The sequence below is a fragment of the Kitasatospora sp. P5_F3 genome (assembly GCF_054049135.1).
Map to the genome: position 1 here is coordinate 19525 of NZ_JBFUMY010000047.1, position 21554 is coordinate 41078.

Sequence of the window (21554 nt, forward strand, 5' to 3'; positions counted from 1 at the left end):
GCCCTACCCCGGGCCGGCGGGACGACACCTAGTCCCCAAGGGATGACTGTCCATGACCCAGAACCTGGCCGACACCTCCCGGCCCGCCGCCGAGCCCATCGCTGCGAACGGTGCTGCCTCCAGAGGCTGGTGGCGGGATGCGGTCATCTACCAGGTGTACCCGCGCAGCTTCGCCGACTCGAACGGGGACGGCATGGGTGACCTGCCGGGCGTCCGCAGCCGGCTGCCGTACCTGAAGGCACTGGGCGTGGACGCGGTCTGGCTGTCCCCCTTCTACGCGTCGCCGCAGGCCGATGCCGGGTACGACGTGGCGGACTACCGTGCGGTGGACCCGATGTTCGGCAGCCTGCTGGACGCGGACGGGATGATCCGGGACGCGCACGAGCTGGGTCTGCGGATCATCGTGGACCTGGTGCCGAACCACTCCTCCGACCAGCACGAGTGGTTCCAGCGCGCGCTGCGCGAGGGCCCGGCCTCACCGCTGCGCGAGCGCTACCACTTCCGTCCCGGCAAGGGTGCGAAGGGCGAACTGCCGCCCAACGACTGGGAGTCCATCTTCGGTGGCCCCGCCTGGACCAGGACCACGGACCCGGACGGCACCGAAGGCGACTGGTACCTGCACCTGTTCGCCCCCGAGCAGCCCGACTTCAACTGGGAGAACCAGGCGGTCGCGGACGAGTTCCGCTCGATCCTGCGGTTCTGGCTCGACATGGGCGTGGACGGCTTCCGGATCGACGTCGCGCACGGCCTGGTCAAGGCCCCCGGCCTGCCCGACCTCGGCGGCGCCGACCAGCTCAAGCTGCTCGGCAACGACGTGATGCCGTTCTTCGACCAGGACGGCGTGCACGCCATCTACCGCGCCTGGCGCCAGATCCTGGACGAGTACCCGGGCGACCGGATCGGCGTCGCCGAGGCGTGGACCCCGACCGTCCAGCGGACCGCCAACTACGTCCGCCCGGACGAGCTGCACCAGGCCTTCAACTTCCAGTACCTGGGCACCTCCTGGGACGCCGCCGAGCTGCGCTCGGTCATCGACGTCTCGCTGGACGCGATGCGCCCGGTGGACGCACCCGCCACCTGGGTGCTGTCCAACCACGACGTCACCCGGCACGCCACCCGCTTCGCCAACCCGCCCGGCCTGGGCACCCAGATCCGCACCCCCGGCGACCGCGAACTCGGCCTGCGCCGGGCCCGCGCCGCCAGCCTGCTGATGCTGGCGCTGCCCGGCTCCGCGTACGTCTACCAGGGCGAGGAGCTCGGCCTGCCGGACGTCACCGACCTGCCCGACGCCGTCCGCCAGGACCCGTCCTTCTTCCGGCAGGCCGGCCAGGACGGCTTCCGGGACGGCTGCCGGGTGCCGATCCCGTGGTCGGGCACCGAGGCGCCGTACGGCTTCGGCCCGGCGGCCGGCGGCCCGAGCTGGCTGCCGCAGCCCGCCGAGTGGGCCGGGCTGAGCGTGGAGGTGCAGACCGGGGACCCGACCTCGACGCTGGAGCTCTACCGCAGCGCGCTGGCCATCCGTCGGGAGCACCAGGACCTCGGCGCGGGCACCTCGGTGGAGTGGCTGGAGACGCCTGCGAGCGTGCTGGCCTTCCGTCGCGGCTCCTTCGTCTGCACCGTGAACGCCGGTGCCGAACCGGTCCGGATCGCGGCCCCCGGCCGTATCCTGCTCTCCTCCACCGAAGCCGTCGCGGTGGACGGCGAGGCGGTTCTGCCGGCGGACAGCACCATCTGGTGGGCGGTCTGACGTGGTTGCAATAGGCTCTGGGATCGTGACTACGGCGCGACTTTCGGACATCGCGGCGCAGGCGGGGGTCAGCGAAGCGACCGTCAGCCGCGTCCTCAACGGCAAAGCAGGGGTTTCGGCCACGACCAGGCAGACAGTGCTGGCCGCCCTGGACGTGCTCGGCTACGAGCGCCCGACCCGGCTGCGGCAGCGCAGCGCCGGTCTGATCGGCCTGATCACCCCCGAGCTCAGCAACCCGATCTTCCCGGCGCTGGCCCAGGTGATCGAGCAGGTGCTGAGCCGGCACGGGTACACCCCGGTGCTCTGCACCCAGACCCCGGGCGGCTCCACCGAGGACGAACTGGTGGAGATGCTGGTCGAGCGGGGGGTGGCCGGCATCGTCTTCGTCTCCGGCCTGCACGCCGACTCGACGGCCGACCACGACCGGTACGCCAAGCTGACCGGCCGTCAGGTGCCGTTCGTGCTGATCAACGGGTACAGCGAGAAGATCGCCGCCCCGTTCATCTCGCCGGACGACCGGGCCGCGATGTGGATGGCCGTCCAGCACCTGGTCGAGCTCGGCCACGAGCGGATCGGCCTCGCGGTCGGCCAGCGCCGGTACGTGCCGGTGCTGCGCAAGATCGAGGGCTTCACGGCGGCGGTCCGCGAGCTGCTCGGCCTGAGCGAGGCGGAGGCCGAAGGGCTGGTCCACCACACCCTGTTCAGCGTCGAGGGCGGCCACGCGGCGGCCAACGCGCTGCTCGACAAGGGCTGCACCGCGATCGTCTGCGGCAGCGACATGATGGCGCTCGGCGCGATCCGCGCCGTCCGGCAGCGCGGGCTCGCGGTGCCGCAGGACGTCTCGGTGGTCGGCTTCGACGACTCCCCGCTGATCGCCTTCACCGAGCCGCCGCTCACCACCATCCGCCAGCCGGTCGAGGCGATGGCCACCGCCGCCGTCGACGCCCTGCTGGAGGAGGTCGGCGGAAACCCGGGCCAGCGCGCCGAGTTCATGTTCCAGCCCGAGCTGGTGATGCGCGGCTCGACCGGGGCCAACCCGAAGAGCTGACCGGACGTCAGGGTGGGGCACGAGGGTTCTCCCTCGTGCCCCACTCGGCTTTCTCGTCCGCAGGAGCGATGGGCATCCCAGCCGAGGGGAGACGGTCCGCCCCCAGGGTCGAGGCGGCCGGGTAGCTCCCGGCGGCGACCGGCGCCTTCCTGGTCACCGTGCTGATCACCTACGCAACCGTCAACCAGCTCCTGCACCTGGTCGAACCGCTGAACGACACCGGCGAGGGCATGCCGAACAGCGGCCCGGGCTTCTGGCTGCTGCTGCTGGCGGCGGTCACGGTCGCCTACTACCGCCGCAGGCGTGGGTCAGTCGGTCGGCGGCTCGGCGGGGGTCTCGCGCAGCTCGGCCAGCTCGGCCTCCAGTTCGGTGACCCGGGTGGTCAGCCGCTGGACGTCCTGGACCGCGTCGAGGTAGTTCGCCTTGTGGCGCTTGGCGACCTCGCTGAGGGTGTCGACCCGGTCGGCGAAGGCGTCGCGCTCGGTGGCCAGCGGCTGGACGGCGGTGTGGAAGACCGCTTCGGCGATCCAGTCCGCCCAGGCGTTGATGTGCTGGGTGCCGGCGGCGCCGCCGAGGTCGGCGTTCTGCAGACCCTGGAGCATCGCGGGCCGGATGGTCTCGGCGATCCGCTGGGTCGCGGTGGGCTGCTCGGTCATGGCTGGTCCTCGCGGTCGAGCTGTTGAGTAGGTAACTCCGCGACATGACCGACGAAGCGAAGGCGCACATCACCCGTAAGGATAATCGCCGCGCGCAGGCCGGGATGCGTCAGACGCGACCGGCGAAGTCCGGCGCCCAGTTGGCGATGGACTCGGTCTTCACGCCCGCGCGCGGGTTGGCGGCCTCGACGTACTTGCCGTCGCCGATGTAGAGGGCGACGTGGTAGACGCCGGAGTTGCTGCCGTTGTTCGACCAGAAGAGCAGGTCGCCGGCCTGGAGGTTGTCCAGCGAGACCCGGGTGGCCGCGTCCGCCTGGTCGTTGGCGATCCGCGGCAGGGAGATCCCGGCCTGGCGGAAGGCCGCCTGAGTCAGACCCGAGCAGTCCCAGCCGCCGTTGCTGCTGCCGCCGTAGACGTACGCCTGGCCGAGCTTGGACATCGCGAAGTTGATCGCGGCGGCCTTGCTGCCGGTCGCCGCCACCGCGGTGGTGGCGGTGGAGCCGGACGCGGCCTTGCTGCTCTTGGTGGTCCTGGTGCCGGTGCCGGCCGAGGACGAAGTCGGCGCCGGGGCGGTCGACTTCGGCGCGCTGGTGACCACGGTGGTGGTGCCGCCGAGCGCCAGCTGCTGACCCGGGTAGATCATGTCCGGGCCCTCGGACAGGACCGACTTGTTGAGCTCGTAGAGCTTCTCCCAGCCGCCCTCGACGTTCTGGTTCTGCGCGATGGTGGAGAGCCAGTCACCGGCGACCACCGTGTAGGACTTGGCCGCGGTGGTCGTGGTGGTGGTCTGCTGCTCGGCCGCCTTCGGCGCCGGGGCGGCGGCCTTGGGGGTGCTGGCCTTCGCGGAGGAGTCGGTGCTCGCCGAGGTGTCGACCTGGGGGGCGCTGCCGCCCTTGGTCAGACCGGCCTTGACGGAGCAGACCGGCCAGGCGCCGGGGCCCTGGGAGGCGAGCACCTTCTCGGCGACGGCTATCTGCTGGCCCTTGCTGGCCTGGTTGGCCTGGGCGGCGTACTGCTTGCCACCGAACTCGGCCCAGGTGCTGGAGGTGAACTGGAGGCCGCCGTAGAAGCCGTTCCCGGTGTTGATGCTCCAGTCGCCGGTGGCCTCGCACTGGGCGACCTTGTCCCAGGTGGAGACGGTGGCGGCGGAGGCGGAGCCGGCCGTGAGGCACGGGACCGAGAGGCCGATGCCGACCACGCCGGTCGCGGCGATCAGACGGCGGGTGCGCTTGGACGCGCTGCTGGACAGCATGAAGATGCGTTCCTCTCCCACGCCTGCGAGGTGAGCTGTCGGATTCGGGCTGGAGTTGCCCGGCCGTGCGTGAGCACGGCTTCACCCCAAGCCTGAAATCGGTCAAATCAGACCAAATCCAGGCGACTTACCTGTGGTTCCCCCGCCCCTGCCATGGTGCATTGCGGTGCTGCCTGTTCATCCGATGGCAGGACTCGGCGTTCCGGATGAACTGGGTCCGTGTGGCCACGAACAGGGGAGCACGTTAGACAGACTTAAGTTCAAACCGCAAACCTCTGTGATGTGGATCATGGTTTCTTCAGGGAACCTTCATGGATCGGAAGCCTTCGTTCCAGTGATGGATTTCGATCGGATCTGATCAAACCCCTTGGTGTTCAAGGGACTTGCCTATGCTTCAGGCGAGGCGGCCGCAGGCGCGGCCCGGGGGAGAGGTGCGCGGCACCATGCGGCACGCGAAGAGGCCCGAACCGGCCCCGGAAGGTAACGGTTCGGCAAAGGCCGGGCGCAGGAAGGTACTCGGCTGGATCGCGGCCGGCACGGTGGCCGCCGCGATCGGCGTGGAGGAGCTGGTCCGGCGCACCGGGGACGCTCCTGACGTCGCCTCGGCTCCACCGCCACCGCCGACTCCCGAGACCTCGCACGTACACGGTGAGCCGGTGCCGTCCGCCTCGCCCGAGCCCTCGCCGTCGCCCTCCCCGGAGCCGCCTCCCCCGGCCAGGCCGTGGTCGGACCCGGCCGGTTGGGGCGGGGCCGTGCCGGGCCCGGCCGCCGCCGTCCGGGTCAGCGACCACGTGGTGTTGGACGGCGATGCGGCAGTTGGTTCGTTGGTGGTCGAAGCGTCAGGTTCGCTGACCTTCGCGGCCGACCGCTCGGTGGTGCTCAGCTCGGCGGGCAACGTCGAGGTGAAGGGCAGTCTGACGCTGGCGCCGGCCGACACCGCCCTGCACACCCTGCGGTTCCCCGCCGTCGACGAACGGCGCTTCCAGGGCGGCGGCATGACCCTGCTGCCGAGCGACACCGGCCTCTGGGTCACCGGGGCGGGCTACCTCCGGCTGGACGGCGCCGCCCGGACGGCCTGGGTGCGGGCCGCCGGGGCGCTCAAGCCCGGCGACACCAGCATTACGCTCGCCACCGCACCGACCGGCTGGCGCCCCGGCGACGAGCTCGCCGTGACCCCGACCGGAGCCCCCGACGCCGACGGCTTCTCGGAGCGCTACGACCTGCGGACCATCGCCGCGATCAACGGCAGCACGGTCACCCTGGACGGCCCGCTGAAGTACCCGCACCCACGGGTGGCGACCGGAGGGGGCGTCACCGTCGGGGCAGAAGTGCTGAATTTAACCCGTAATGTCCGAATTGAGGGAAGTGAGAAGGGCCGCGCCCACGTCCACCTCACCAGCTCACGCAAGTCCGACGTCCGGCACGCCGCCCTGCGCTGGCTCGGACCGCGCGCCCCCGGCAAGGACCAGTGGAACGGCAAGGCGGTCACCGAGCCGGTGCTCGGCCGGTACGGGCTGCACTTCCACATGCTCGGCGACACCAGCCGGGGCACCGTGGTCGAGGGGGTGGTGGTCCGGGACACCGGCAGCCACGCGTTCGTCCCGCACGCCAGCCACGGCATCACCTTCCGCAGCTGCATCAGCCACCAGACCTGGGAGGACGCCTACTGGTGGGACGGGCCGCTGGACACCCGGACCCCGCAGGGCCCGTCCGACGACATCACGTACGACTCCTGCGTCGCCTCCCGGACGCTCTTCGACCCCAACCCGCGCGGCTACCGGCTGACCGGCTTCAGTCTCGGCGCGGGCACCGGCGGAGTGGCCAGGGACTGCGTGGCGGTCGGCGTGCAGGGCGCGAACGGTGCCTCCGGCTACCACTGGCCGGAGACCAGCGAGGGGGTCTGGACCTTCGAGCGCTGCCTGGCCCACAACAACCTGGAGAACGGCATCTTCGTCTGGCTCAACGCCCAACACCACCACGTGGTCGGCCAGTTCGTGGCCTACCACAACGGCGGCTGGGGCATCGAGCACGGCGCCTACCTGAACGACTTCGACTACACCGGCAGCGTCCTCTACGGCAACGCCGCCGGGGGAGTGGCGCTGCACGCCCTCGGCCGGGACAAGGGGACGGTGCTGGACGGCCTGCTGATCGACGCGGCGGGCCAGTCGGACTTCGCGATCTCCACCAAGCGCCACCAACTTCCGGGAGAGACCGTCCTGGTGACCCGCAGTCGGCTGACGGGCTATCGGAAGGCCGGCGTCGCGTTCCGCGCCGTGGACGGCGGAGCGCCGGAGGACATCGCGGTGCTGGACTGCGAGTTCGGCGGCCCCGAGCTCTGGTTCGACCCGGACCTGCCGGAACCCAAGCGGATCGTCCTCCGCCGGGCCGGCCAGACCCAGGCCGAAGAGGTCCGCCGCGACAACAGCCGCACCCCCACCACCGCCACCCCGGGCCCCCGCCCGATCACCACCCCGCAGCTCACCCTGCACGACGCAGCGGCCCGCACCTCGCGGCTGACCTGAAACATGCCAGGGGCTCGGGGAACTGCGACGCCGACCTCGTAAAAGGTGATCCGTACGTCGCCGTTCCCCGAGCCCCTGGTCACATCTGGCTGAGCAACTGCAAAAGGGTTACGCCTCGTCAGCGAGCACGATCTCCAACGCAGACAGGTAAGCCGAAGCGATCAGCTGCCCGAGCGCCGCGTACGCGCCGAGCGGAGCCGCCCCAGGACACCCCGTCTCCTCCGCCGCAGTCGCCAGCAGCTCGGGATCGGCCTCGGGCCCGATCACCAGCGGAGCGAGCGCGGGCCGGACCGACCCGGTCGCCCGAAGGTGCTCGACGGCGGCCAGCACCGACCCGGGCACGTCCAGCGCGGCCGGCACGACCGGCACCGCGAGGCGCGCGGCCAGCAGTACGCCGGTGATCCCGGCGGCCGCAGCCGCCTCCTCACCACCGGCGGTGGTGAGGACCACGCCGTCCGCGGCCGTGGCGATGGCGAACAGCCGGGCCCGGTCGGCCCGGGCCAGCCCGGCCTCGGAGAGCCGGACGTGGACGGCCTCGGCCAGCAGCGGGTGCGGGCCGAGCACGTCGGTGACGGTGGCGCCGGTCTCGGCCGCCAGCCGGTGCAGCTCCGTCAGGGAGCCGTGCGGGCCGGGCAGCAGGGGCACCAGGACAGGTGCCGGGAGCCCGGCCTCGGCCGCCTGGGCGAGCAGCCCGGCGATGGTGGGGTACTCCGGATCGGTGCTCTCCAGGTACGCGGCGGCCGCCTCGATGCCGGGCTGCTCACCCCGGACGATCGAGAGCAGTTCCTCGACCACGGGGCGGGACTCCGGTCCGGCGGTGGCCGGGACGGCCAGCACCAACGACGGTGAACCCGCGGGAATCTCCGGCCGCTCGGGACGGCGGTGGCGCCCCCGCGCACGGGAGCCTGGAGTGCGGACGGGCAGTGGTGCGCCCGGGATGGCTGCTGTGCTCATGGCGGAGATCGTAGGACATTCGGCGGACCGGCCCACAGTCGGGCCGGTCTCCGGACGGTGATCGGCGTCACAATCCGGCGGAGGTGACGGACCGTGAGGCGGCCCGGAAAGGTCGCCAAGATCGACAACCCGCTGGAGTTCGAGTACGCGCAGTCATCGGTATGTTCACGAATCGCTGTGATTTGTCCGCATAAGTGAGGCCAACTTGCCTGCCTGGCAAGGCCCGTGGAGGGATGATGCCCATTCGGTGCACGAGCAAACACCCGTGCTGATGCACGTGCACTGGAGCTATCATCACGTCAAGTGAGGCGAACGCCAGGCACGTCGGGGAGAATTCGAATGCAGAACACGTACAACGGCATGGCGGCTGCGGACCTCGAAGACGTGGTCTGGCAGAAGAGCCGACACAGCAACTCGCAGGGGAACTGTGTGGAGTTCGCGGCGCTGCCCGGCGGCGACGTCGCGATGCGCAACTCCCGGTTCCCGGACGGACCGGCGCTCATCTACACCCGGGCGGAGATCACCGCCCTGCTGCTCGGTGCCAAGGACGGGGAGTTCGACCACCTGGCAAGCTGATCAGGCGTCACCCTGGTGGTGCGTCAAAGGCCGTCGTGGAAGTCACCGCGACGGCCTTCGTCATCTCCTGTGGTCCGTGTCCCGTGATGGTCCGGGCTTCAGGCGGAGCGCCGGTGCCGGCCCGCCGCCTCGGCGTTCTCCGCCTCGAAGACGGCCCAGACCACCTTCCCCGCACCGGCCAGCGGGTGCCAGCCCCAGGCCCGGCTGAACGAGTCCACCAGGTGCAGCCCCCGGCCGGACTCCGCGACGAAGTCGGGCTCCCGGGCCACCGGGCCCCGGCTGCTCGGGTCGCTCACCGCGCAGACCACCTGCGGTGAGCGGTGCACCAGGCTGATCCGGATCGGCAGTTGGGCGTCGGCGGCCTGGGTCGGACCCGGCTGCAGCGGAAACCGGACCGGCTCCCCGGAGCGGACCGACTCGGTGAGTATCCGGACCGACTCGGCCGACGGAGCGTCAGTGCGCTGCTCCAGCGCATGCCGAAGGGCGTTGGTCACCAACTCGGAGGCGACCAGCGCGACATCGTCGAAGAGTGCGCCCAGGCCCCAGCTGTGCAGCGTCGACCGGGCGAACTCCCGGGCGGTTCTGACGGCTTCGAAGCGAGGGGCGAGCGTACAGGTGACCACGTGGGGGTCGACCGCGATGGCCGTTCCGGTGCTCATGAAGAGCTCCTCCCATAAGGGGGCGGACACGGCTGGACCCGCCGGGGTCATGCCGGTCACCTCCGACTCGCTCGGCCTCACGGCCACCGCCTCGGCCAGCCATACGCGCACACGGACAACCGGCCACGCGGGGGCGTGGCCGGATGCGTGTGCGGAAACGCGCATGGAGTCGACGCGGTATCCGCAGGGATGCCAGGGGCGTGCAGGTGCACGTGCACCATGGTCCTCTGCGCACACTGCGGATGCAAGAGTCGATTCACGTGCAGTCGCACTATTGGCATATGCAAGCGCCGGATGCACGTGCATCATGGAGCCCGGAGCGCGTAAGAGGAAGATCGTTCAGTCAGTACCGGCACCCAGAGCGCTCAACTGATGGCAGACTGTGCGCTGTTTGCCCACGGCGGAGGTTTACGGCATGACCACCACAGCTCAGCCCGGCGGCGGTTCGATGGTGCGCCGTATCCTGCTCGGTTCGCAGCTCCGTCGCCTCCGCGAGTCCCGCGGCATCACCCGCGAGGACGCCGGGTACCAGATCCGCGCCTCGGAGTCGAAGATCAGCCGGATGGAACTCGGCCGGGTCTCCTTCAAGGAGCGTGACGTCGCCGACCTGCTCAGCCTGTACGGGGTGGACGACGGCGGCGAGCGCGAGGCCCTGCTCGGCCTGGTCCGGGAGGCCAACAAGTCCGGCTGGTGGCACAGCTTCAACGACGTGCTGCCCGGCTGGTTCCAGACCTACGTCGGGCTGGAGGAGGCCGCCGCCCAGATCCGCACGTACGAGGTGCAGTTCATCCCCGGCCTGCTGCAGTGCGAGGAGTACGCCCGCGCGGTCTTCGGGCAGACCCGTCCGGTGATCTCCGAGGAGGAGCTGGAGCGGCGGCTCAGCCTGCGGCTGCGGCGGCAGAAGCTGCTCACCGACGGGCAGAGCCCGCGCCTGTGGGCGGTCATCGACGAGGCGGCGCTGCGCCGCCCGGTCGGCGGGCCGAAGGTGATGCGGGCTCAGGTGCAGTACCTGCTCGCCATCTCGGAGCAGGCCAACGTGGTGATCCAGGTGATGCCGTTCCGCTTCGGGGCGCACGCCGGCGAGAGCGGCGCGTTCTCGATCCTGCGCTTCCCCGAACAGGACCTGGCCGACGTGGTCTACCTGGAGCAGCTCACCAGCGCGCTCTACCTCGACAAGCGCGACGACGTCGACGCCTACGTCCAGGTGATGGAGCGGCTCTGCGTCGACAGCCTCACCCCGGAACAGACCAGGGACCTGCTCACCCGGATCCTGGCCGGTCACTGACCCGGCGTCAGACAGGCCCCTAGGACCCGTCCGACGGTTCGCAGGCCCGGACCGGCGGCTGCCAGCGCGGCGGCGCGACCGGCTGCGGCGGTACGCCCAACTCCCAGGCCAGGCCGTAGCGGTAGAACAGGTCCGCCCGGATCGGCGGCAGCGTGACCGCGGCGCCGGGCAGCAGTACCCCGATGCAGCCGCCCATCAGCGCACTGCGCAGCACCGCGTGCTCGGCGACCGGATCGGCCGCGCCCCAGGCCAGCAGCAGATCCTGCAGGATCTTCCCGAGCTGCCGCTGCTCCGGGTCCTTGACGAACGAGCCGGCGTCCGGGTCGAGGATCAGCGCCAGGTGCGAGCGCATCACCCGGGGGTGGTCGAGCGCCAGCCCGAGCACCGCGTCGATCGCCCTGGCCAGCCGGGCCTCCGGGGTGCTCCCGGCAGGCAGCCCGGCCAGTGCCTCGGACAGTGACAGGTGCATCATCCGGTGGGTGGCCGCCTGCATCAGGAGTCGTTTGCTGTCGAAGTAGTACGACAGCAGGCCCCGGGCGAGCCCGGCGCGCTCGGCTATGTCACCCAGCGTGGTCCTGCCGTATCCGTGCTGGTCGACCAGCTCGACCGTGGCGCGCATGATGCGGAGCCGGGAACGTTGGCGCATTTCCTCGTTGACCGATTCCCCGCGAGGTGCCATCGTGTCTGCTCCGTACGTTGATTGGCTCCTGGCCAATATACTGGCAGGGCCGGTACGGGTTCCCTCAGGGGTACCCGGGTACGGAGACGAAGGGCACCGCGGTGACCAGGAAGCCGAGCAGCGAGATCCCGCTGATCACCAGCAACGCCGGGCGGTAGCCGTCCAGTTGGGCCGCGGGGCTCTGCCCGCCGTTGCTGCCCGCGGTGATCACCGCCGTCGCGGCGGCCAGCACGAGTGCACTGCCGACCTGGAACGCGGTGTTCACCAGCCCGGACGCCAGCCCCTGCTCGTCGTCCGAGACGCCGTTGGTGGCGGCGATGTTGACGGAGGGGAAGCCCAGCGCGAAGCCGATGCCGAGCAGGACCATGCTCGGCAGCACCAGGCCGACGAAGCTGCTGTGCTCGTCCAGCCGGAGGAAGAGCACGTAGCCGAGGGTCAGCGAGAGCACCCCGCCGAGCATCAGCCGACCGGTGCCGAACCGGTCCACGATGGCGCCCATCTTGGTGGCCGACAGAGCAACCAGCGCACCGGCGGGCAGGAAGGCCAGGGCCATCTCGAGCGCGGTCCAGCCGAGCAGCCGCTGCAGGTAGAGCGTGGCGACGAACTGGAAGCCGGCGTAGCTGCCGAAGAGGGCGAGTGCGGTCAGGTTGGCCCGGGCCACGCCGCCGTTGCGGAAGATGCCGAGCCGGACCAGCGGGTGCGCGGTGCGCTGCTCGATCAGCAGGAAGGCGGCGGCCAGGGCGACCACCACGAGCAGCGACAGGACGGTGCGGGCACTCGCCCAGCCGGCGCTCTGCGCCTCGGTGACGGTGAAGACCAGCAGCAGCAGCGAGCCGGTACCGGTGATCGCCCCGGCGATGTCGTACCCGCCGGTGCCGCGCTCGGGGCGGGGCTGACGGGGCAGCAGACGGAACGCGAAGACCAGCGCGATCAGTGCGACCGGGACGGGCATCAGGAAGGTGAAGCGCCAGCCGACCGAGGTGAGCAGGCCGCTCAGCACCAGGCCGAGCGAGAAGCCGCTGGCGCCGGTGACGGTGTAGATGCTCAGTGCGCGGTTGCGGGCCGGGCCCTCGGCGAAGGTGGTGGTGATGATGGAGAGGCCGGCCGGAGCGGTGAAGGCGGCGGCCACCCCCTTGACGAAGCGGGCCGCGATCAGCAGGCCGCCGTTGTCGACCAGACCGCCGAGCAGAGAGGCGGCGGCGAAGACGGCGAGCGCGATCAGGAAGACCTCGCGGCGTCCGAGCAGGTCGGCCGCCCGGCCGCCGAGCAGCAGGAGACCGCCGTAGCCGAGGACGTAGCCACTGACCACCCACTGCAGGGTGGAGGTGGACAGGTGCAGGTCGTCACCGATCGAGGGGAGGGCGACGCCGACCATCGAGACGTCGAGGGCATCGAGGAACAGGGCGGCGCAGAGGACGATCAGGGTGCCCCAGAGTCGGGGGCTCCATTTGTCGTCACCGTGAACGGACGGGGCGTCAGAAGGGTTGGCGGGGGCGCTGGTTGCCGAAGGCTCTCGGGCTGTGGTCATGAGGGAGACAGTACATGCATGTGCAATCAATGCAAGTCGATTTAATGTGTTCGCACTAAGTTCCGAGGCATGTGCTAGCGTGGGCCACGTGTCAGAACTCGATGTCGCCGCCGACGAGGCGGCCCTGGTCGCCGGCTGGCGGGAGTTGTTGGCCCGTCACGCGGCCACCGCGTGTGCGCTCGACCGTGAGCTCGGTGAACTGCACGGTCTGGGCATGAGTGAGTTCGAGGTGCTGGAGCGCCTGTTCGAGGACGAGCAGGGGGCCGACCGGGAGAAGCTCCGGGTGCAGGACCTCGCGCACCAGGTGCACCTGAGCCAGAGCGCGCTGTCCCGGCTGATCGGGCGGCTGGAGAAGGCCGGGCTGGTCGAGCGGGCGATGTGCGCGGCCGACCGCCGCGGCATCTTCGTGATGCTCACGGAGGCCGGGCGGCAGCGTTACCGGGAGGCGCAGCCGGTGCACCGTCAGGTGCTCGCGCGGACGCTGAACGGCACGGCCTGCGTCGGCGGCGGGTCAGAGTAGAGCGTTCACTCCGGGCGCCACCGCCAGCAGCACCGCTGCCGCCGGAGCGGCGAGCGCCGCCACGGTGAGCCGGAGCCGGTGCCGGACGGGCAGCCGGGGCGCCCCCAGCAGCAGCCGGTCCACCCGGTGCGGGGACTGCGCCAGCTGCTGCGGCGGACAGGCGCCGAAGACCCCGCGGCCGCTGTTGATCTCGACCAGCGCCAGTGCCGTGGTCACCCGCCCGTGCCGACGGGCGGCCCGGTCGTCGGCGGCCAGCTCGACCAGCTCGCCCACCTGGTCCCGGAACGCGCTGAACACACCCACCCCCGGGAACCCGCTGGCCAGCGCCTGGGCGGACTGCGCCAGCCAGTGGTGCCTGGCCCGGACGTGCCCCCGTTCATGGCTGAGCACCGCCGCCAGCTCACGGTCGGTCAGCTGCTGCAGCGCACCCGTGGTGACCACCAGCCGGGCGCCCGGCCCGGGCAGCGACCAGGCCTCGGGGCGGACGTTCTCCAGCACCACCAGCTGCTCCCCGGTCCGCCGGGGGAGGGCCAGACCGCCCGGCAACTCCGGTGCGCGGTCGGCCAGTTCGGCGAAGCGGCGGACCCGCAGCGCGCGGGCCGCCAGCACCTCCCGGCCGAGCGACCAGGCGGTCCAGACCCCGCCGGCCGCGAGCAGCGCGGCGGCCAGCCGGCCCCAGCCCTCGGCACCCGCCAGGCCGTACGCCGCCTCGACGCCGTGCGGGGCGCCCGTGAAGAGCAGTTCGCGCAGGCCGGGGAGGGCAGCCGAGGAGGCCAGCAGCAGACCGATCAGGCAGCAGAGCAGGACGGCGATCACCAGACACTGCCAGGCCCAGAGCGCCAGCACGGGTTCGCGTTCGGCCCAGGGCGCGCGGGCCAGCAGCCGGGGCGCCACGGTGGACAGCAGAACGCCGAGCAGCAGCAGACCGAACAGAGCCGTCATGGCAGGTGCTCCCCCAGGCGGGCACGCGGGCGCGACCATGCGCCGTGTGCCCAACCTACGCGCTGGGCGCGCCTCTTAGGAACGCCTTACGCCGCGCCAGTGACCAAGCTGACACGGGCGGCGGCCCGGCAGACCGCTGTCGCCCGGCGGCCGCGAGCAGTGGGGTGGCTCACATCGTCAGCAGCATCGCGAACATCCCGACGCCCATCGCCGTCCGGCAGGCCCGCGAGAGGTCGGCCGCCCCGGCCTCCGTGGCGGTGGTGGCGCGGCCGCCGGGGACGGAGAGCAGCCGGCTGCCCGTCCAGAGCGCGTACCCGCCGAAGTAGCCGAGCAGGGCACCGGTCACGGCCGGCAGCCCCATTGAACCGTGGTGACCGGCCGGGGCCAGCCCCATGTACGCCATGGCCAGCGCCCCGATCGCGTGGTGCAGCCGGTGGGCGCGGGGTGCGCCCGGCGCCAGGGCGCCGATCAGCAGGGGCAGGGCGAGCAGGGCGAACAGCCACCCCCAGACGATCCCGGGCCGGAGCACCATCCCGGCCATCCCGATCCCCATCAGCGCCTCGGCGGCGTCCGAGTCCCAGCTCGCCGACGCGCAGCCTCCGCGCCCGGCCCGCAGTCGGTGCAGACCGAATCCCGCCGAACCGGCGGCGAGAGCCGCGAGCAGCCAGCTGACCATGACCGGACCGTGCACGGCGCCCCCTCCAGGCCGGTGTGCCGGGACTCCACGATCACCGATCCAGGGCGGGGGCAGCAGGGCGCGAACGGGGGCGCACAGAGGTGTGACGGGTGGTCAACTCCCGGGCGCGAGCTGTGCCGCGTCGGTCTGGCTTCCCACCCGGCTCACCCCGGTGGCGGGGGGTCGGGGTACCGGGCATGGTCGGCGTACGGCACGGGAGGCCGCACCCCTCGGCGGAATCGTCCCCACTGTCCGCGCAGGTGTCCGAATGGTGGACGTCGCGCTGTTCACGTCAGTGTTGCTCCGACCCCCCTTGAACAGGAGAACCTTTCGTATCTATGGTGGTCCTGTCGAAATAACTCCTGTCGAAGTGGGTCTCTGATGCAGAATCTTTCGCCCGGGCTGACTGTGGCGGCCGAACTCTCCGGAGTATCCCCGGCCGGCCACGCGGCCCACCCCGCCTGGCTGCGGCTCAAGGAGGCCGTCGAGGCCCTGCGCCCGTTGCAGTCCAAGGACGGCTCCATCGACCTCTCCACCGTGCAGCGGTCGGCCGTCGACCCGCTGGTGGAGACCGTGCTCGGCGCGGTCGAGGAGCTCACCCCGCTCTTCCCGCACTCCGCCGACTACCTCACGGCCGTCCTCGCCGACCTGCGCAAGTGGGCCGACACCGGCTACCGCGAGCCGGACTTCCTGGACTCGCTGCTCACCTTCCAGCCCGCCGAGCAGCGCGAGGACGGCCTCGAGCACCTCGTGGTCTTCCCGATGTACACCCAGAACGGCAACCCGGACCGCAACCTCGAAGCCGTCCTGCTCAAGGTGGTCTGGCCCGACTGGCTGGCCGAGCTGGAGCGCACCCGCTTCGACAACCCGATGTTCGTGCCGATCACCTTCACCGACTTCACCGCCGGGTACGACACCAACTCCGCCGTGCTCTTCCCGGAGACCATCGCGGTCCGCCAGGCCCCCGAGCGGTTCACCTGGGGCGGCATCTTCTGCGACCGTGAGGCCGCCCGCTTCCGCGCCGTCACCACCAGCGCCGTCCGGCAGCTCAGCCTGGAGATCCCCGCCGACGCGACCGAGCTGCTCGCCGACCAGCAGCGCTCGCAGCAGACCTTCGTGCTCTGGGACCTGGTCCACGACCGGACCCACAGCCACGGCGACCTGCCGTTCGACCCGTTCATGATCAAGCAGCGCAGCCCGTTCTGGATGTACGGCCTGGAGGAGCTGCGCTGCGACCTGACCGCCTTCAAGGAGGCCGTCCGCCTGGAGGCCGAGGGCTACGACCAGGGCCGCGACGTGCAGTACGCGATCCTGTTCGACCGGATGTTCCGCTTCCCGGTCAGCGGTGACCGGGTCCGCAACTACGACGGCATGGGCGGCCAGCTGCTCTTCGCGTACCTGCACAAGCACGACGCGCTGCGCTGGCGCGACAACCGGCTCTCGATCGACTGGGACCGGGTCGCCGAGGTCACCAACGCGCTCTGCGGCGAGATCGAGACCCTCTACCGGGACGGCATCGACCGGCCCAAGACCGCGCACTGGATCGCGGCCTACCAGCTGGTCTCCAAATACCTCACCCCGCACCCGGCCTCCACCTGGGCCAAGGGCCCCGAGGCGCTCCCGCTCGGCACCACCGACGGCAAGGCCCTCAACAAGGCCCTGTGCGACGCTGTGCTGCCGGACGAGTTCCCGCTCAGCATGTTCTACGAGGCCCTGGCCAAGAAGCTCAGCGGCGTGATCGCCGCCAGCACCGGCATCACCGGTGCCACCGCCGACCGCCAGGAGGCCGCCGCGTGAGCACCCGTCAGCTCGAGGGCAAGGTCATCGCGGTGGCCGGCGCCACCGGCGCGGCGGGCCGCGCCGTGCTGCGCCGACTGGCCGCCGACGGCGCCACCGTGATCGCGGCGGGCAGCGACGCCCGGCGACTGGACGAGGTCATGGACGCCACCCGCGCCCAGGTCCCCGGCTCCCGGGTCAGCGGCCAGGTCATCGACCTGCTCGACCCGCAGGAGGTGCACGACTGGGCCGACCACCTGGAGGCCGAGCACGGGCACGTCGACGGCGTCTTCCACCTGGTCGGCGGCTGGCGCGGCAGCAAGACCTTCTTCGACAGCCGGATCGACGACTGGGACTGGCTGCACGACCGGGTGGTCCGCACCCTCCAGCACACCTCGCTGGCCTTCCAGCCCGCGCTGGTGCGCAGTGCGGCCGGCCGGTACGCGATGATCTCCGCCACCGCCGCGCACAAGCCGACCGCGGGCGGTGCCGCGTACGCCGCGGCCAAGGCGGCGAGCGAGGCCTGGACGCTCTCGATGGCCGACTCCTTCAAGAAGGAGACCACCTCACCCGACGGCGCCCCGACCGCGGCGGCTGCCATCCTGGTGATCAAGGCTCTGGTCACCCCCGAGATGCGCGTCGAGAAGCCCGAGGCCAAGTTCCCCGGCTTCACCGACACCGCCGACCTGGCCGACACCCTGGCGGGCCTCTGGGACCGCCCCGCAGCAGAACTGAACGGACAGCACCTGTGGTTGACAGCCCGATGAACGTTGCCAGCGACGCCACCGACGCCGTTCGGCGGCACGACCCCGCCGTCCGGGGTTTCGCCAGCGACAACTACGCCGGTGTGCACCCCGAGATCCTGGCCGCCCTTGCCGTCGCCAACGGCGGGCACCAGGTCGCGTACGGCGAGGACCAGTACACCGAGCACCTCCAGGAGGTGTTCCGCAAGCACTTCGGCGAGCGCGCCGAGGCGTACCCCGTCTTCAACGGCACCGGCGCCAACGTGGTTGCCCTGCAGGCCCTGCTGCCGCGCTGGGGCGCGGTGATCGCCGCCGAGTCCGCCCACATCAACGTGGACGAGTGCGGCGCCCCCGAGAAGATCGCCGGGCTCAAGTTGCTCACCGTCCCCACCCCCGACGGCAAGCTCACCCCCGAGCTGATCGACCTTCAGGCCTGGGGCTGGGGCGACGAGCACCGCGCCCAGCCGCTGGCCGTCTCGATCACCCAGAACACCGAGCTGGGCACGGTCTACACGGCCGAGGAGATCAAGGCGATCTGCGACCACGCCCACGAGCACGGCATGCTGGTGCACCTGGACGGCTCCCGGATCGCCAACGCCGCCGCAGCCCTCGGGCTGCCGCTGCGGGCCTTCACCACGGACGCCGGGGTCGACGTGCTCTCGTTCGGCGGGACGAAGAACGGCCTGCTGCTGGGCGAGGCCGTGGTGGTCCTCAACCCGGAGAAGGTCAGGAACCTCAAGTTCCTGCGCAAGATGTCGATGCAGCTCGCCTCGAAGATGCGCTTCGTGTCGGTGCAGTTCGAGGCGCTGCTGAGCGGTGACCTCTGGCTGCGCAACGCCTCGCACTCCAACGCGATGGCGCAGCGGCTGGCGACGGCGGTCGAGGGCATCGACGGCGTCGAGCTGGTCCGGCCGGTGCAGGCGAACGCGGTGTTCGCGCTGCTCCCGCGTGAGGTCAGCGAGCGACTGCAGAAGCGTTACCGCTTCTACTTCTGGAACGAGCAGACCGGTGAGGTGCGCTGGATGACCGCCTTCGACACCACCGAGGCCGACATCGACGCCTTCGCGGCGGCGATCGCCGAGGAGCTCGGCCGGGGCTGACGGCTGCGCTCTCCGACCGCCCCCGCCGGTCGCCGGCGGGGGCGGCACCGGCGTGCCGTCCCGGGCCGCCCGGCGGACGAAGCGCAGCCCCGACATCACGGTCAGGGACGAGCCGAGGACCAGCAGCAGCTGCCCGGCCGCCACCAGCTCGAAGCAGCGCTCCACCCGGGGCTTGGGCACGCTCTCGCCGAAGAACACCACGTCCGGCTTGAGGACCCCGCCGCACTCCGTGCACGGCGCCACCTGGAACGTCTCGACCAGCCCGTCCGGCAGGAGCGCGTCGCCGTCCGCCAGGGTCCTGGCGCGGGCCTCCCGGAAGTCCCCGTTCAACTCTGTAAGCCGTCGGTCGAGTTCGGTGCGCGGGGTGAGGTGACGGCAGGTCAGACAGACCACCCGGTCCAGCCCACCGTGCAGCTCCACCGCCTGCCGGGTGCCGGCCGCCCGGTGCAGGCCGTCCACGTTCTGGGTGATCACCGCCGACACATGGCCCGAGCGGCGCAACCGCTCCACCGCCCGGTGCCCGGCGTTCGGCTCGGCCCGCGCGATGGTCCGCCACCCGGCGTGGCTCCGCGCCCAGTAGCGGCGGCGGGCCTCCGCACTGCCGGTGAACTCCTGAAAGGTCATCGGGGTGCCAGGCCGCCGACTCCCGGTCTCACCCCGGTAGTCGGGAATGCCCGACTCGGTCGACAGCCCCGCCCCGCTCAGCACCACCACGCCCCGCCCGGCCACCAGCTCGGCCAGTGACTCCAGCGCCGCCGCCCGATCCTCGTCCGCCACAGGCTCACCCATGCGGTCAGGGTAGACCTCGACGGACCGCCACCCCGCTCAGTAGGCTCCGCCCGTCAATCACGGGGGACGGGGACAGGTATGACTGGCACGGAACTGCTGATCGCACTGGTGATCGGTACAGCGATCGGGATACCGCTCGGGCTCTACCTCAAGCGGCGCCTGCACGGCGACGCCGCCACCAAGGCAGCGAACCGGGAGCACGCGGACGGACTGCGCCGCGAACTCCTCGAGCGCACCGCCTTCCCGGGCGAGTGGATCGACCTGGGCGCCTACCTGGTGGAGCAGCCCTACGCCCGCTCCTATCTCCAGCGCCTCGCCGTCTTCTCACTGCTCCAGCAGGACGGCACCCTGGACGAACTTCCGGTCGGCGACTCGGAGGTCAAGGGCGGCTTCTCCTTCCGCCTCTCCGAGCAGGCCTGGCTGGACTACCACGAAGCCCGGGCCGCCGGACGCCGCTCCGGCTACGCCCCGTCGCCGGGGTCTCCCGTGCCGCCGGTGCCGGCCTGCAGCTGCTGCGACGAACCGTTGGACACCAGCGAGCCGGCCTTCAACTTCCAGCTGCCCGACCCGTTGGCAGCGCTGACGGAGGCGGAGCAGGAGAGGACCATCACCTTCTACTCCGGACAGGCCGTCCTGACCCGGACCCTCGGCGGGTTCGTCCGGGCCCTGCTTGCGGTGCCGCTCGACGACGGACGAACCGTCAGCTTCGGCGTCTGGGTCTCCCTGGAGGCGGACACCTACGCGCGGTTCGCCGATGCCGTGCACGGAGAGGGTGTCCCAGCCGTCGCGTCCTACGACGGCCGACTCGCCAACGCCCTTGCCCCCTGGGGCGGCGGCATCCTCGCCGCGCCGGTCTCGATCAGCTCGCCCCTCCGACTGGAGGGGCTGCGCACACCACAGATCCTCGACAGCCCCGTCCCGGCGGTGGCCGACATCCTGCGGAAGTCGTGGCCGCCGGCCGAGATCCTGACGGATGACCGGGCCTGGGCACTCGCGTACGACCCGGAGAATCCTCCGAAGCCGCACGCACACCACTGAACGGGCGACGCGAGGGGGGAGAGCGAGGGCGAGTCAGGCGAGGAGGTGTGCAAGGGTGCCCTTCCCGGTGGGGTACGGCTGCTCCTGGGGGAGCAATTCGGCGGCTGCGGCCAGCTCCCCGCTGCGCACCAGGGCGTGCACCTGATGGGCGAGCGGCGTCACGTCGGTGATGCCCACAGTCCACTCGTCGGCGTACCGGGTCGCTGCCTCGCCGGTGAGCCCGAGCTGGAGTGAGCGGTACGGCAGCGGCTGGAGGTGCAGGTCACGCTCCGGGTCCCACTGCACGCGGGCGGGGGCCCGCTTCAGCTCCCGCTTCCAGGAGGCCTGATCGGTGTGCACGCCACGTTTGTAATGGGACAGGGCGGCGCTCCGGAGCGCCCATTCGAACCCAGCGCGGGAGATCTCGACGGCGAGGACGGTCTCCTGCCCCTCCTTGGTGGCCCAGCCGCAGCGGTACATCATCCAGAGGAACGACGGTTTGACCCAGGTCATCCGATCCCGCTGCCAGGCCGCCGGAAACCGACCCTCGCGTGCGGCCGGCAGGCCGATCTCGGTGCGGTAGGCCTGATAGACGGTGACGGTGGTCGCCGTGTGCTGCGCGCGAATCCGGTGCTTCGGTTCATCCATGGCTCGAGGATGAGGTCGGTCGGGTAAGGCGGACCACTCGATTTTGTTCGAGGCCACCTCCGGGCTGATGGTCCTACTGGTGAGAACGCGCTGGTCAGGTGGGTTGTGGGGCCCGTGTCGATGAGGGGTTGGGGCGACTGGGGGAGGCGATTTGCTTGTGGGGCGGCGATGCCCGTACAGTTCCGGAGTCGCACCGAGAGGGGCGAAGAAAAGCGAGTCGGCTGAATGAAACTCCGGAAAACGGAGCGGAAAACGTCTGATAAGCTCGGAACACGAAAGAACGAAGCACCCGGAGGGTCCGCCTGATAAGCGGCTCGAAGGAAGTGTCCGTTCCTTGAGAACTCAACAGCGTGCCAAAAGTCAACGCCAGATATGTTGACATCCCCGGCCTATCCTTTGGATGGGTTGGAGATTCCTTTATGAAGTAAAACACTAGC

General features: G+C 71.1%; 19 protein-coding genes, 1 pseudogene and 1 riboswitch. Of the genes and pseudogenes, 10 read left to right on the forward strand and 10 right to left on the reverse strand.

Annotated elements, in window-relative coordinates:
- The first annotated feature begins 52 nt into the window (after positions 1–52).
- Both ACXJMZ_RS25055 and ACXJMZ_RS25060 read left to right on the forward strand, forming a co-directional pair.
- Positions 53–1747, forward strand: a complete 1695-nt coding sequence (locus ACXJMZ_RS25055; protein WP_457032310.1) for a glycoside hydrolase family 13 protein — start codon at positions 53–55, stop codon at positions 1745–1747.
- A 25-nt stretch (positions 1748–1772) separates the two neighbouring features.
- Positions 1773–2795: a LacI family DNA-binding transcriptional regulator gene (locus tag ACXJMZ_RS25060; protein ID WP_457032311.1), complete on the forward strand. Its 1023-nt coding sequence runs from the start codon at positions 1773–1775 to the stop codon at positions 2793–2795.
- Between the two features lie 308 nt (positions 2796–3103).
- Here the strand turns inward: ACXJMZ_RS25060 and ACXJMZ_RS25065 are convergent, their stop codons facing one another.
- Both ACXJMZ_RS25065 and ACXJMZ_RS25070 read right to left on the reverse strand, forming a co-directional pair.
- Entirely contained in the window at positions 3104–3451 is a 348-nt protein-coding gene (locus tag ACXJMZ_RS25065) for a hypothetical protein (protein ID WP_457032312.1), read from the reverse strand.
- A gap of 109 nt (positions 3452–3560) precedes the next feature.
- Positions 3561–4724 carry a transglycosylase family protein gene (locus ACXJMZ_RS25070; protein ID WP_457032313.1) on the reverse strand — a complete coding sequence of 388 codons (1164 nt, stop codon included), beginning with the start codon at positions 4722–4724 and terminating at the stop codon, positions 3561–3563.
- A riboswitch (cyclic di-AMP (ydaO/yuaA leader) is annotated at positions 4709–4882 on the reverse strand. Its footprint overlaps the gene before it by 16 nt.
- Before the next feature lie 264 nt (positions 4883–5146).
- On the opposite strand from ACXJMZ_RS25070, the gene ACXJMZ_RS25075 reads away from it, so the two are divergent.
- Positions 5147–7225: a hypothetical protein gene (locus ACXJMZ_RS25075; RefSeq protein WP_457032314.1), complete on the forward strand. Its 2079-nt coding sequence runs from the start codon at positions 5147–5149 to the stop codon at positions 7223–7225.
- Positions 7226–7333: 108 nt separating this feature from the next.
- On the opposite strand, the gene ACXJMZ_RS25080 is transcribed toward ACXJMZ_RS25075, so the two are convergent.
- A complete protein-coding gene (locus tag ACXJMZ_RS25080) occupies positions 7334–8179 on the reverse strand; it encodes a sirohydrochlorin chelatase (protein ID WP_457032315.1) in 846 nt (281 codons plus the stop codon).
- Positions 8180–8518: 339 nt separating this feature from the next.
- Between ACXJMZ_RS25080 and ACXJMZ_RS25085 the strand changes: the two genes are divergently transcribed.
- On the forward strand, positions 8519–8755 hold the full coding sequence (locus tag ACXJMZ_RS25085; RefSeq protein ID WP_457032316.1) for a DUF397 domain-containing protein: 237 nt from the start codon (positions 8519–8521) through the stop codon (positions 8753–8755).
- 98 nt (positions 8756–8853) lie between these two features.
- Here ACXJMZ_RS25085 and ACXJMZ_RS25090 read toward each other — a convergent pair whose 3' ends face one another.
- The gene (locus ACXJMZ_RS25090) at positions 8854–9414 is read right to left on the reverse strand and encodes an ATP-binding protein (RefSeq protein WP_457032317.1); all 561 of its coding nucleotides are present in this window, start codon (positions 9412–9414) and stop codon (positions 8854–8856) included.
- A gap of 415 nt (positions 9415–9829) precedes the next feature.
- On the opposite strand from ACXJMZ_RS25090, the gene ACXJMZ_RS25095 reads away from it, so the two are divergent.
- Positions 9830–10699 carry a helix-turn-helix domain-containing protein gene (locus ACXJMZ_RS25095; RefSeq protein ID WP_457032318.1) on the forward strand — a complete coding sequence of 290 codons (870 nt, stop codon included), beginning with the start codon at positions 9830–9832 and terminating at the stop codon, positions 10697–10699.
- Between the two features lie 19 nt (positions 10700–10718).
- Here the strand turns inward: ACXJMZ_RS25095 and ACXJMZ_RS25100 are convergent, their stop codons facing one another.
- Both ACXJMZ_RS25100 and ACXJMZ_RS25105 read right to left on the reverse strand, forming a co-directional pair.
- Positions 10719–11318, reverse strand: a complete 600-nt coding sequence (locus ACXJMZ_RS25100; protein WP_457032319.1) for a TetR/AcrR family transcriptional regulator — start codon at positions 11316–11318, stop codon at positions 10719–10721.
- A 124-nt stretch (positions 11319–11442) separates the two neighbouring features.
- Positions 11443–12906 carry an MFS transporter gene (locus tag ACXJMZ_RS25105; protein WP_457032320.1) on the reverse strand — a complete coding sequence of 488 codons (1464 nt, stop codon included), beginning with the start codon at positions 12904–12906 and terminating at the stop codon, positions 11443–11445.
- Between the two features lie 88 nt (positions 12907–12994).
- Here ACXJMZ_RS25105 and ACXJMZ_RS25110 point away from each other — a divergent pair, with 88 nt between their 5' ends.
- Positions 12995–13426 carry a MarR family winged helix-turn-helix transcriptional regulator gene (locus tag ACXJMZ_RS25110; protein ID WP_457032321.1) on the forward strand — a complete coding sequence of 144 codons (432 nt, stop codon included), beginning with the start codon at positions 12995–12997 and terminating at the stop codon, positions 13424–13426.
- Here the strand turns inward: ACXJMZ_RS25110 and ACXJMZ_RS25115 are convergent.
- Together ACXJMZ_RS25115 and ACXJMZ_RS25120 are read right to left on the reverse strand one after the other, a co-directional pair.
- Positions 13418–14368: a M56 family metallopeptidase gene (locus ACXJMZ_RS25115; protein WP_457032322.1), complete on the reverse strand. Its 951-nt coding sequence runs from the start codon at positions 14366–14368 to the stop codon at positions 13418–13420. The genes ACXJMZ_RS25110 and ACXJMZ_RS25115 overlap by 9 nt on opposite strands.
- A gap of 169 nt (positions 14369–14537) precedes the next feature.
- Positions 14538–15059, reverse strand: a complete 522-nt coding sequence (locus ACXJMZ_RS25120; RefSeq protein WP_457032323.1) for a DUF5134 domain-containing protein — start codon at positions 15057–15059, stop codon at positions 14538–14540.
- Between the two features lie 366 nt (positions 15060–15425).
- On the opposite strand from ACXJMZ_RS25120, the gene ACXJMZ_RS25125 reads away from it, so the two are divergent.
- From ACXJMZ_RS25125 to ACXJMZ_RS25135, 3 genes are read left to right on the forward strand one after another with little or no spacing between them, the layout of a single operon-like run.
- Complete coding sequence (locus ACXJMZ_RS25125) at positions 15426–16841, forward strand: DUF6421 family protein (RefSeq protein WP_457032324.1); 1416 nt, start codon at positions 15426–15428, stop codon at positions 16839–16841.
- On the forward strand, positions 16838–17587 hold the full coding sequence (locus ACXJMZ_RS25130) for an SDR family NAD(P)-dependent oxidoreductase (RefSeq protein WP_457032325.1): 750 nt from the start codon (positions 16838–16840) through the stop codon (positions 17585–17587). Before ACXJMZ_RS25125 ends, ACXJMZ_RS25130 begins: the two co-directional genes overlap by 4 nt.
- Positions 17584–18663 (forward strand): threonine aldolase family protein, encoded by a 1080-nt coding sequence (locus ACXJMZ_RS25135; protein WP_057236635.1) that lies wholly within the window; start codon positions 17584–17586, stop codon positions 18661–18663. Before ACXJMZ_RS25130 ends, ACXJMZ_RS25135 begins: the two co-directional genes overlap by 4 nt.
- A gap of 45 nt (positions 18664–18708) precedes the next feature.
- Here ACXJMZ_RS25135 and ACXJMZ_RS25140 read toward each other — a convergent pair.
- Positions 18709–19452, reverse strand: a pseudogene (locus ACXJMZ_RS25140) (Sir2 family NAD-dependent protein deacetylase); the annotation flags it as partial.
- A gap of 78 nt (positions 19453–19530) precedes the next feature.
- On the opposite strand from ACXJMZ_RS25140, the gene ACXJMZ_RS25145 reads away from it, so the two are divergent.
- Entirely contained in the window at positions 19531–20490 is a 960-nt protein-coding gene (locus ACXJMZ_RS25145) for a DUF2199 domain-containing protein (RefSeq protein WP_457032326.1), read from the forward strand.
- 33 nt (positions 20491–20523) lie between these two features.
- On the opposite strand, the gene ACXJMZ_RS25150 is transcribed toward ACXJMZ_RS25145, so the two are convergent.
- Positions 20524–21117: a DUF4291 domain-containing protein gene (locus ACXJMZ_RS25150; RefSeq protein WP_457032327.1), complete on the reverse strand. Its 594-nt coding sequence runs from the start codon at positions 21115–21117 to the stop codon at positions 20524–20526.
- Positions 21118–21554 lie beyond the last annotated feature (437 nt).

Excerpts from the sequence above, each read along its gene's own strand:
- ACXJMZ_RS25095 (WP_457032318.1), top strand. The coding sequence starts at position 9,830 with ATGACCACCACAGCTCAGCCCGGCGGCGGTTCGATGGTGCGCCGTATC.
- ACXJMZ_RS25125 (WP_457032324.1), top strand. The coding sequence starts at position 15,426 with ATGCAGAATCTTTCGCCCGGGCTGACTGTGGCGGCCGAACTCTCCGGA.
- ACXJMZ_RS25075 (WP_457032314.1), top strand. The coding sequence starts at position 5,147 with ATGCGGCACGCGAAGAGGCCCGAACCGGCCCCGGAAGGTAACGGTTCG.
- ACXJMZ_RS25115 (WP_457032322.1), bottom strand. The coding sequence starts at position 14,368 with ATGACGGCTCTGTTCGGTCTGCTGCTGCTCGGCGTTCTGCTGTCCACC.
- ACXJMZ_RS25150 (WP_457032327.1), bottom strand. The coding sequence starts at position 21,117 with ATGGATGAACCGAAGCACCGGATTCGCGCGCAGCACACGGCGACCACC.
- ACXJMZ_RS25090 (WP_457032317.1), bottom strand. The coding sequence starts at position 9,414 with ATGAGCACCGGAACGGCCATCGCGGTCGACCCCCACGTGGTCACCTGT.
- ACXJMZ_RS25145 (WP_457032326.1), top strand. The coding sequence starts at position 19,531 with ATGACTGGCACGGAACTGCTGATCGCACTGGTGATCGGTACAGCGATC.
- ACXJMZ_RS25085 (WP_457032316.1), top strand. The coding sequence starts at position 8,519 with ATGCAGAACACGTACAACGGCATGGCGGCTGCGGACCTCGAAGACGTG.
- ACXJMZ_RS25065 (WP_457032312.1), bottom strand. The coding sequence starts at position 3,451 with ATGACCGAGCAGCCCACCGCGACCCAGCGGATCGCCGAGACCATCCGG.
- ACXJMZ_RS25135 (WP_057236635.1), top strand. The coding sequence starts at position 17,584 with ATGAACGTTGCCAGCGACGCCACCGACGCCGTTCGGCGGCACGACCCC.
- ACXJMZ_RS25080 (WP_457032315.1), bottom strand. The coding sequence starts at position 8,179 with ATGAGCACAGCAGCCATCCCGGGCGCACCACTGCCCGTCCGCACTCCA.
- ACXJMZ_RS25100 (WP_457032319.1), bottom strand. The coding sequence starts at position 11,318 with ATGCGCGCCACGGTCGAGCTGGTCGACCAGCACGGATACGGCAGGACC.
- ACXJMZ_RS25055 (WP_457032310.1), top strand. The coding sequence starts at position 53 with ATGACCCAGAACCTGGCCGACACCTCCCGGCCCGCCGCCGAGCCCATC.
- ACXJMZ_RS25105 (WP_457032320.1), bottom strand. The coding sequence starts at position 12,906 with ATGACCACAGCCCGAGAGCCTTCGGCAACCAGCGCCCCCGCCAACCCT.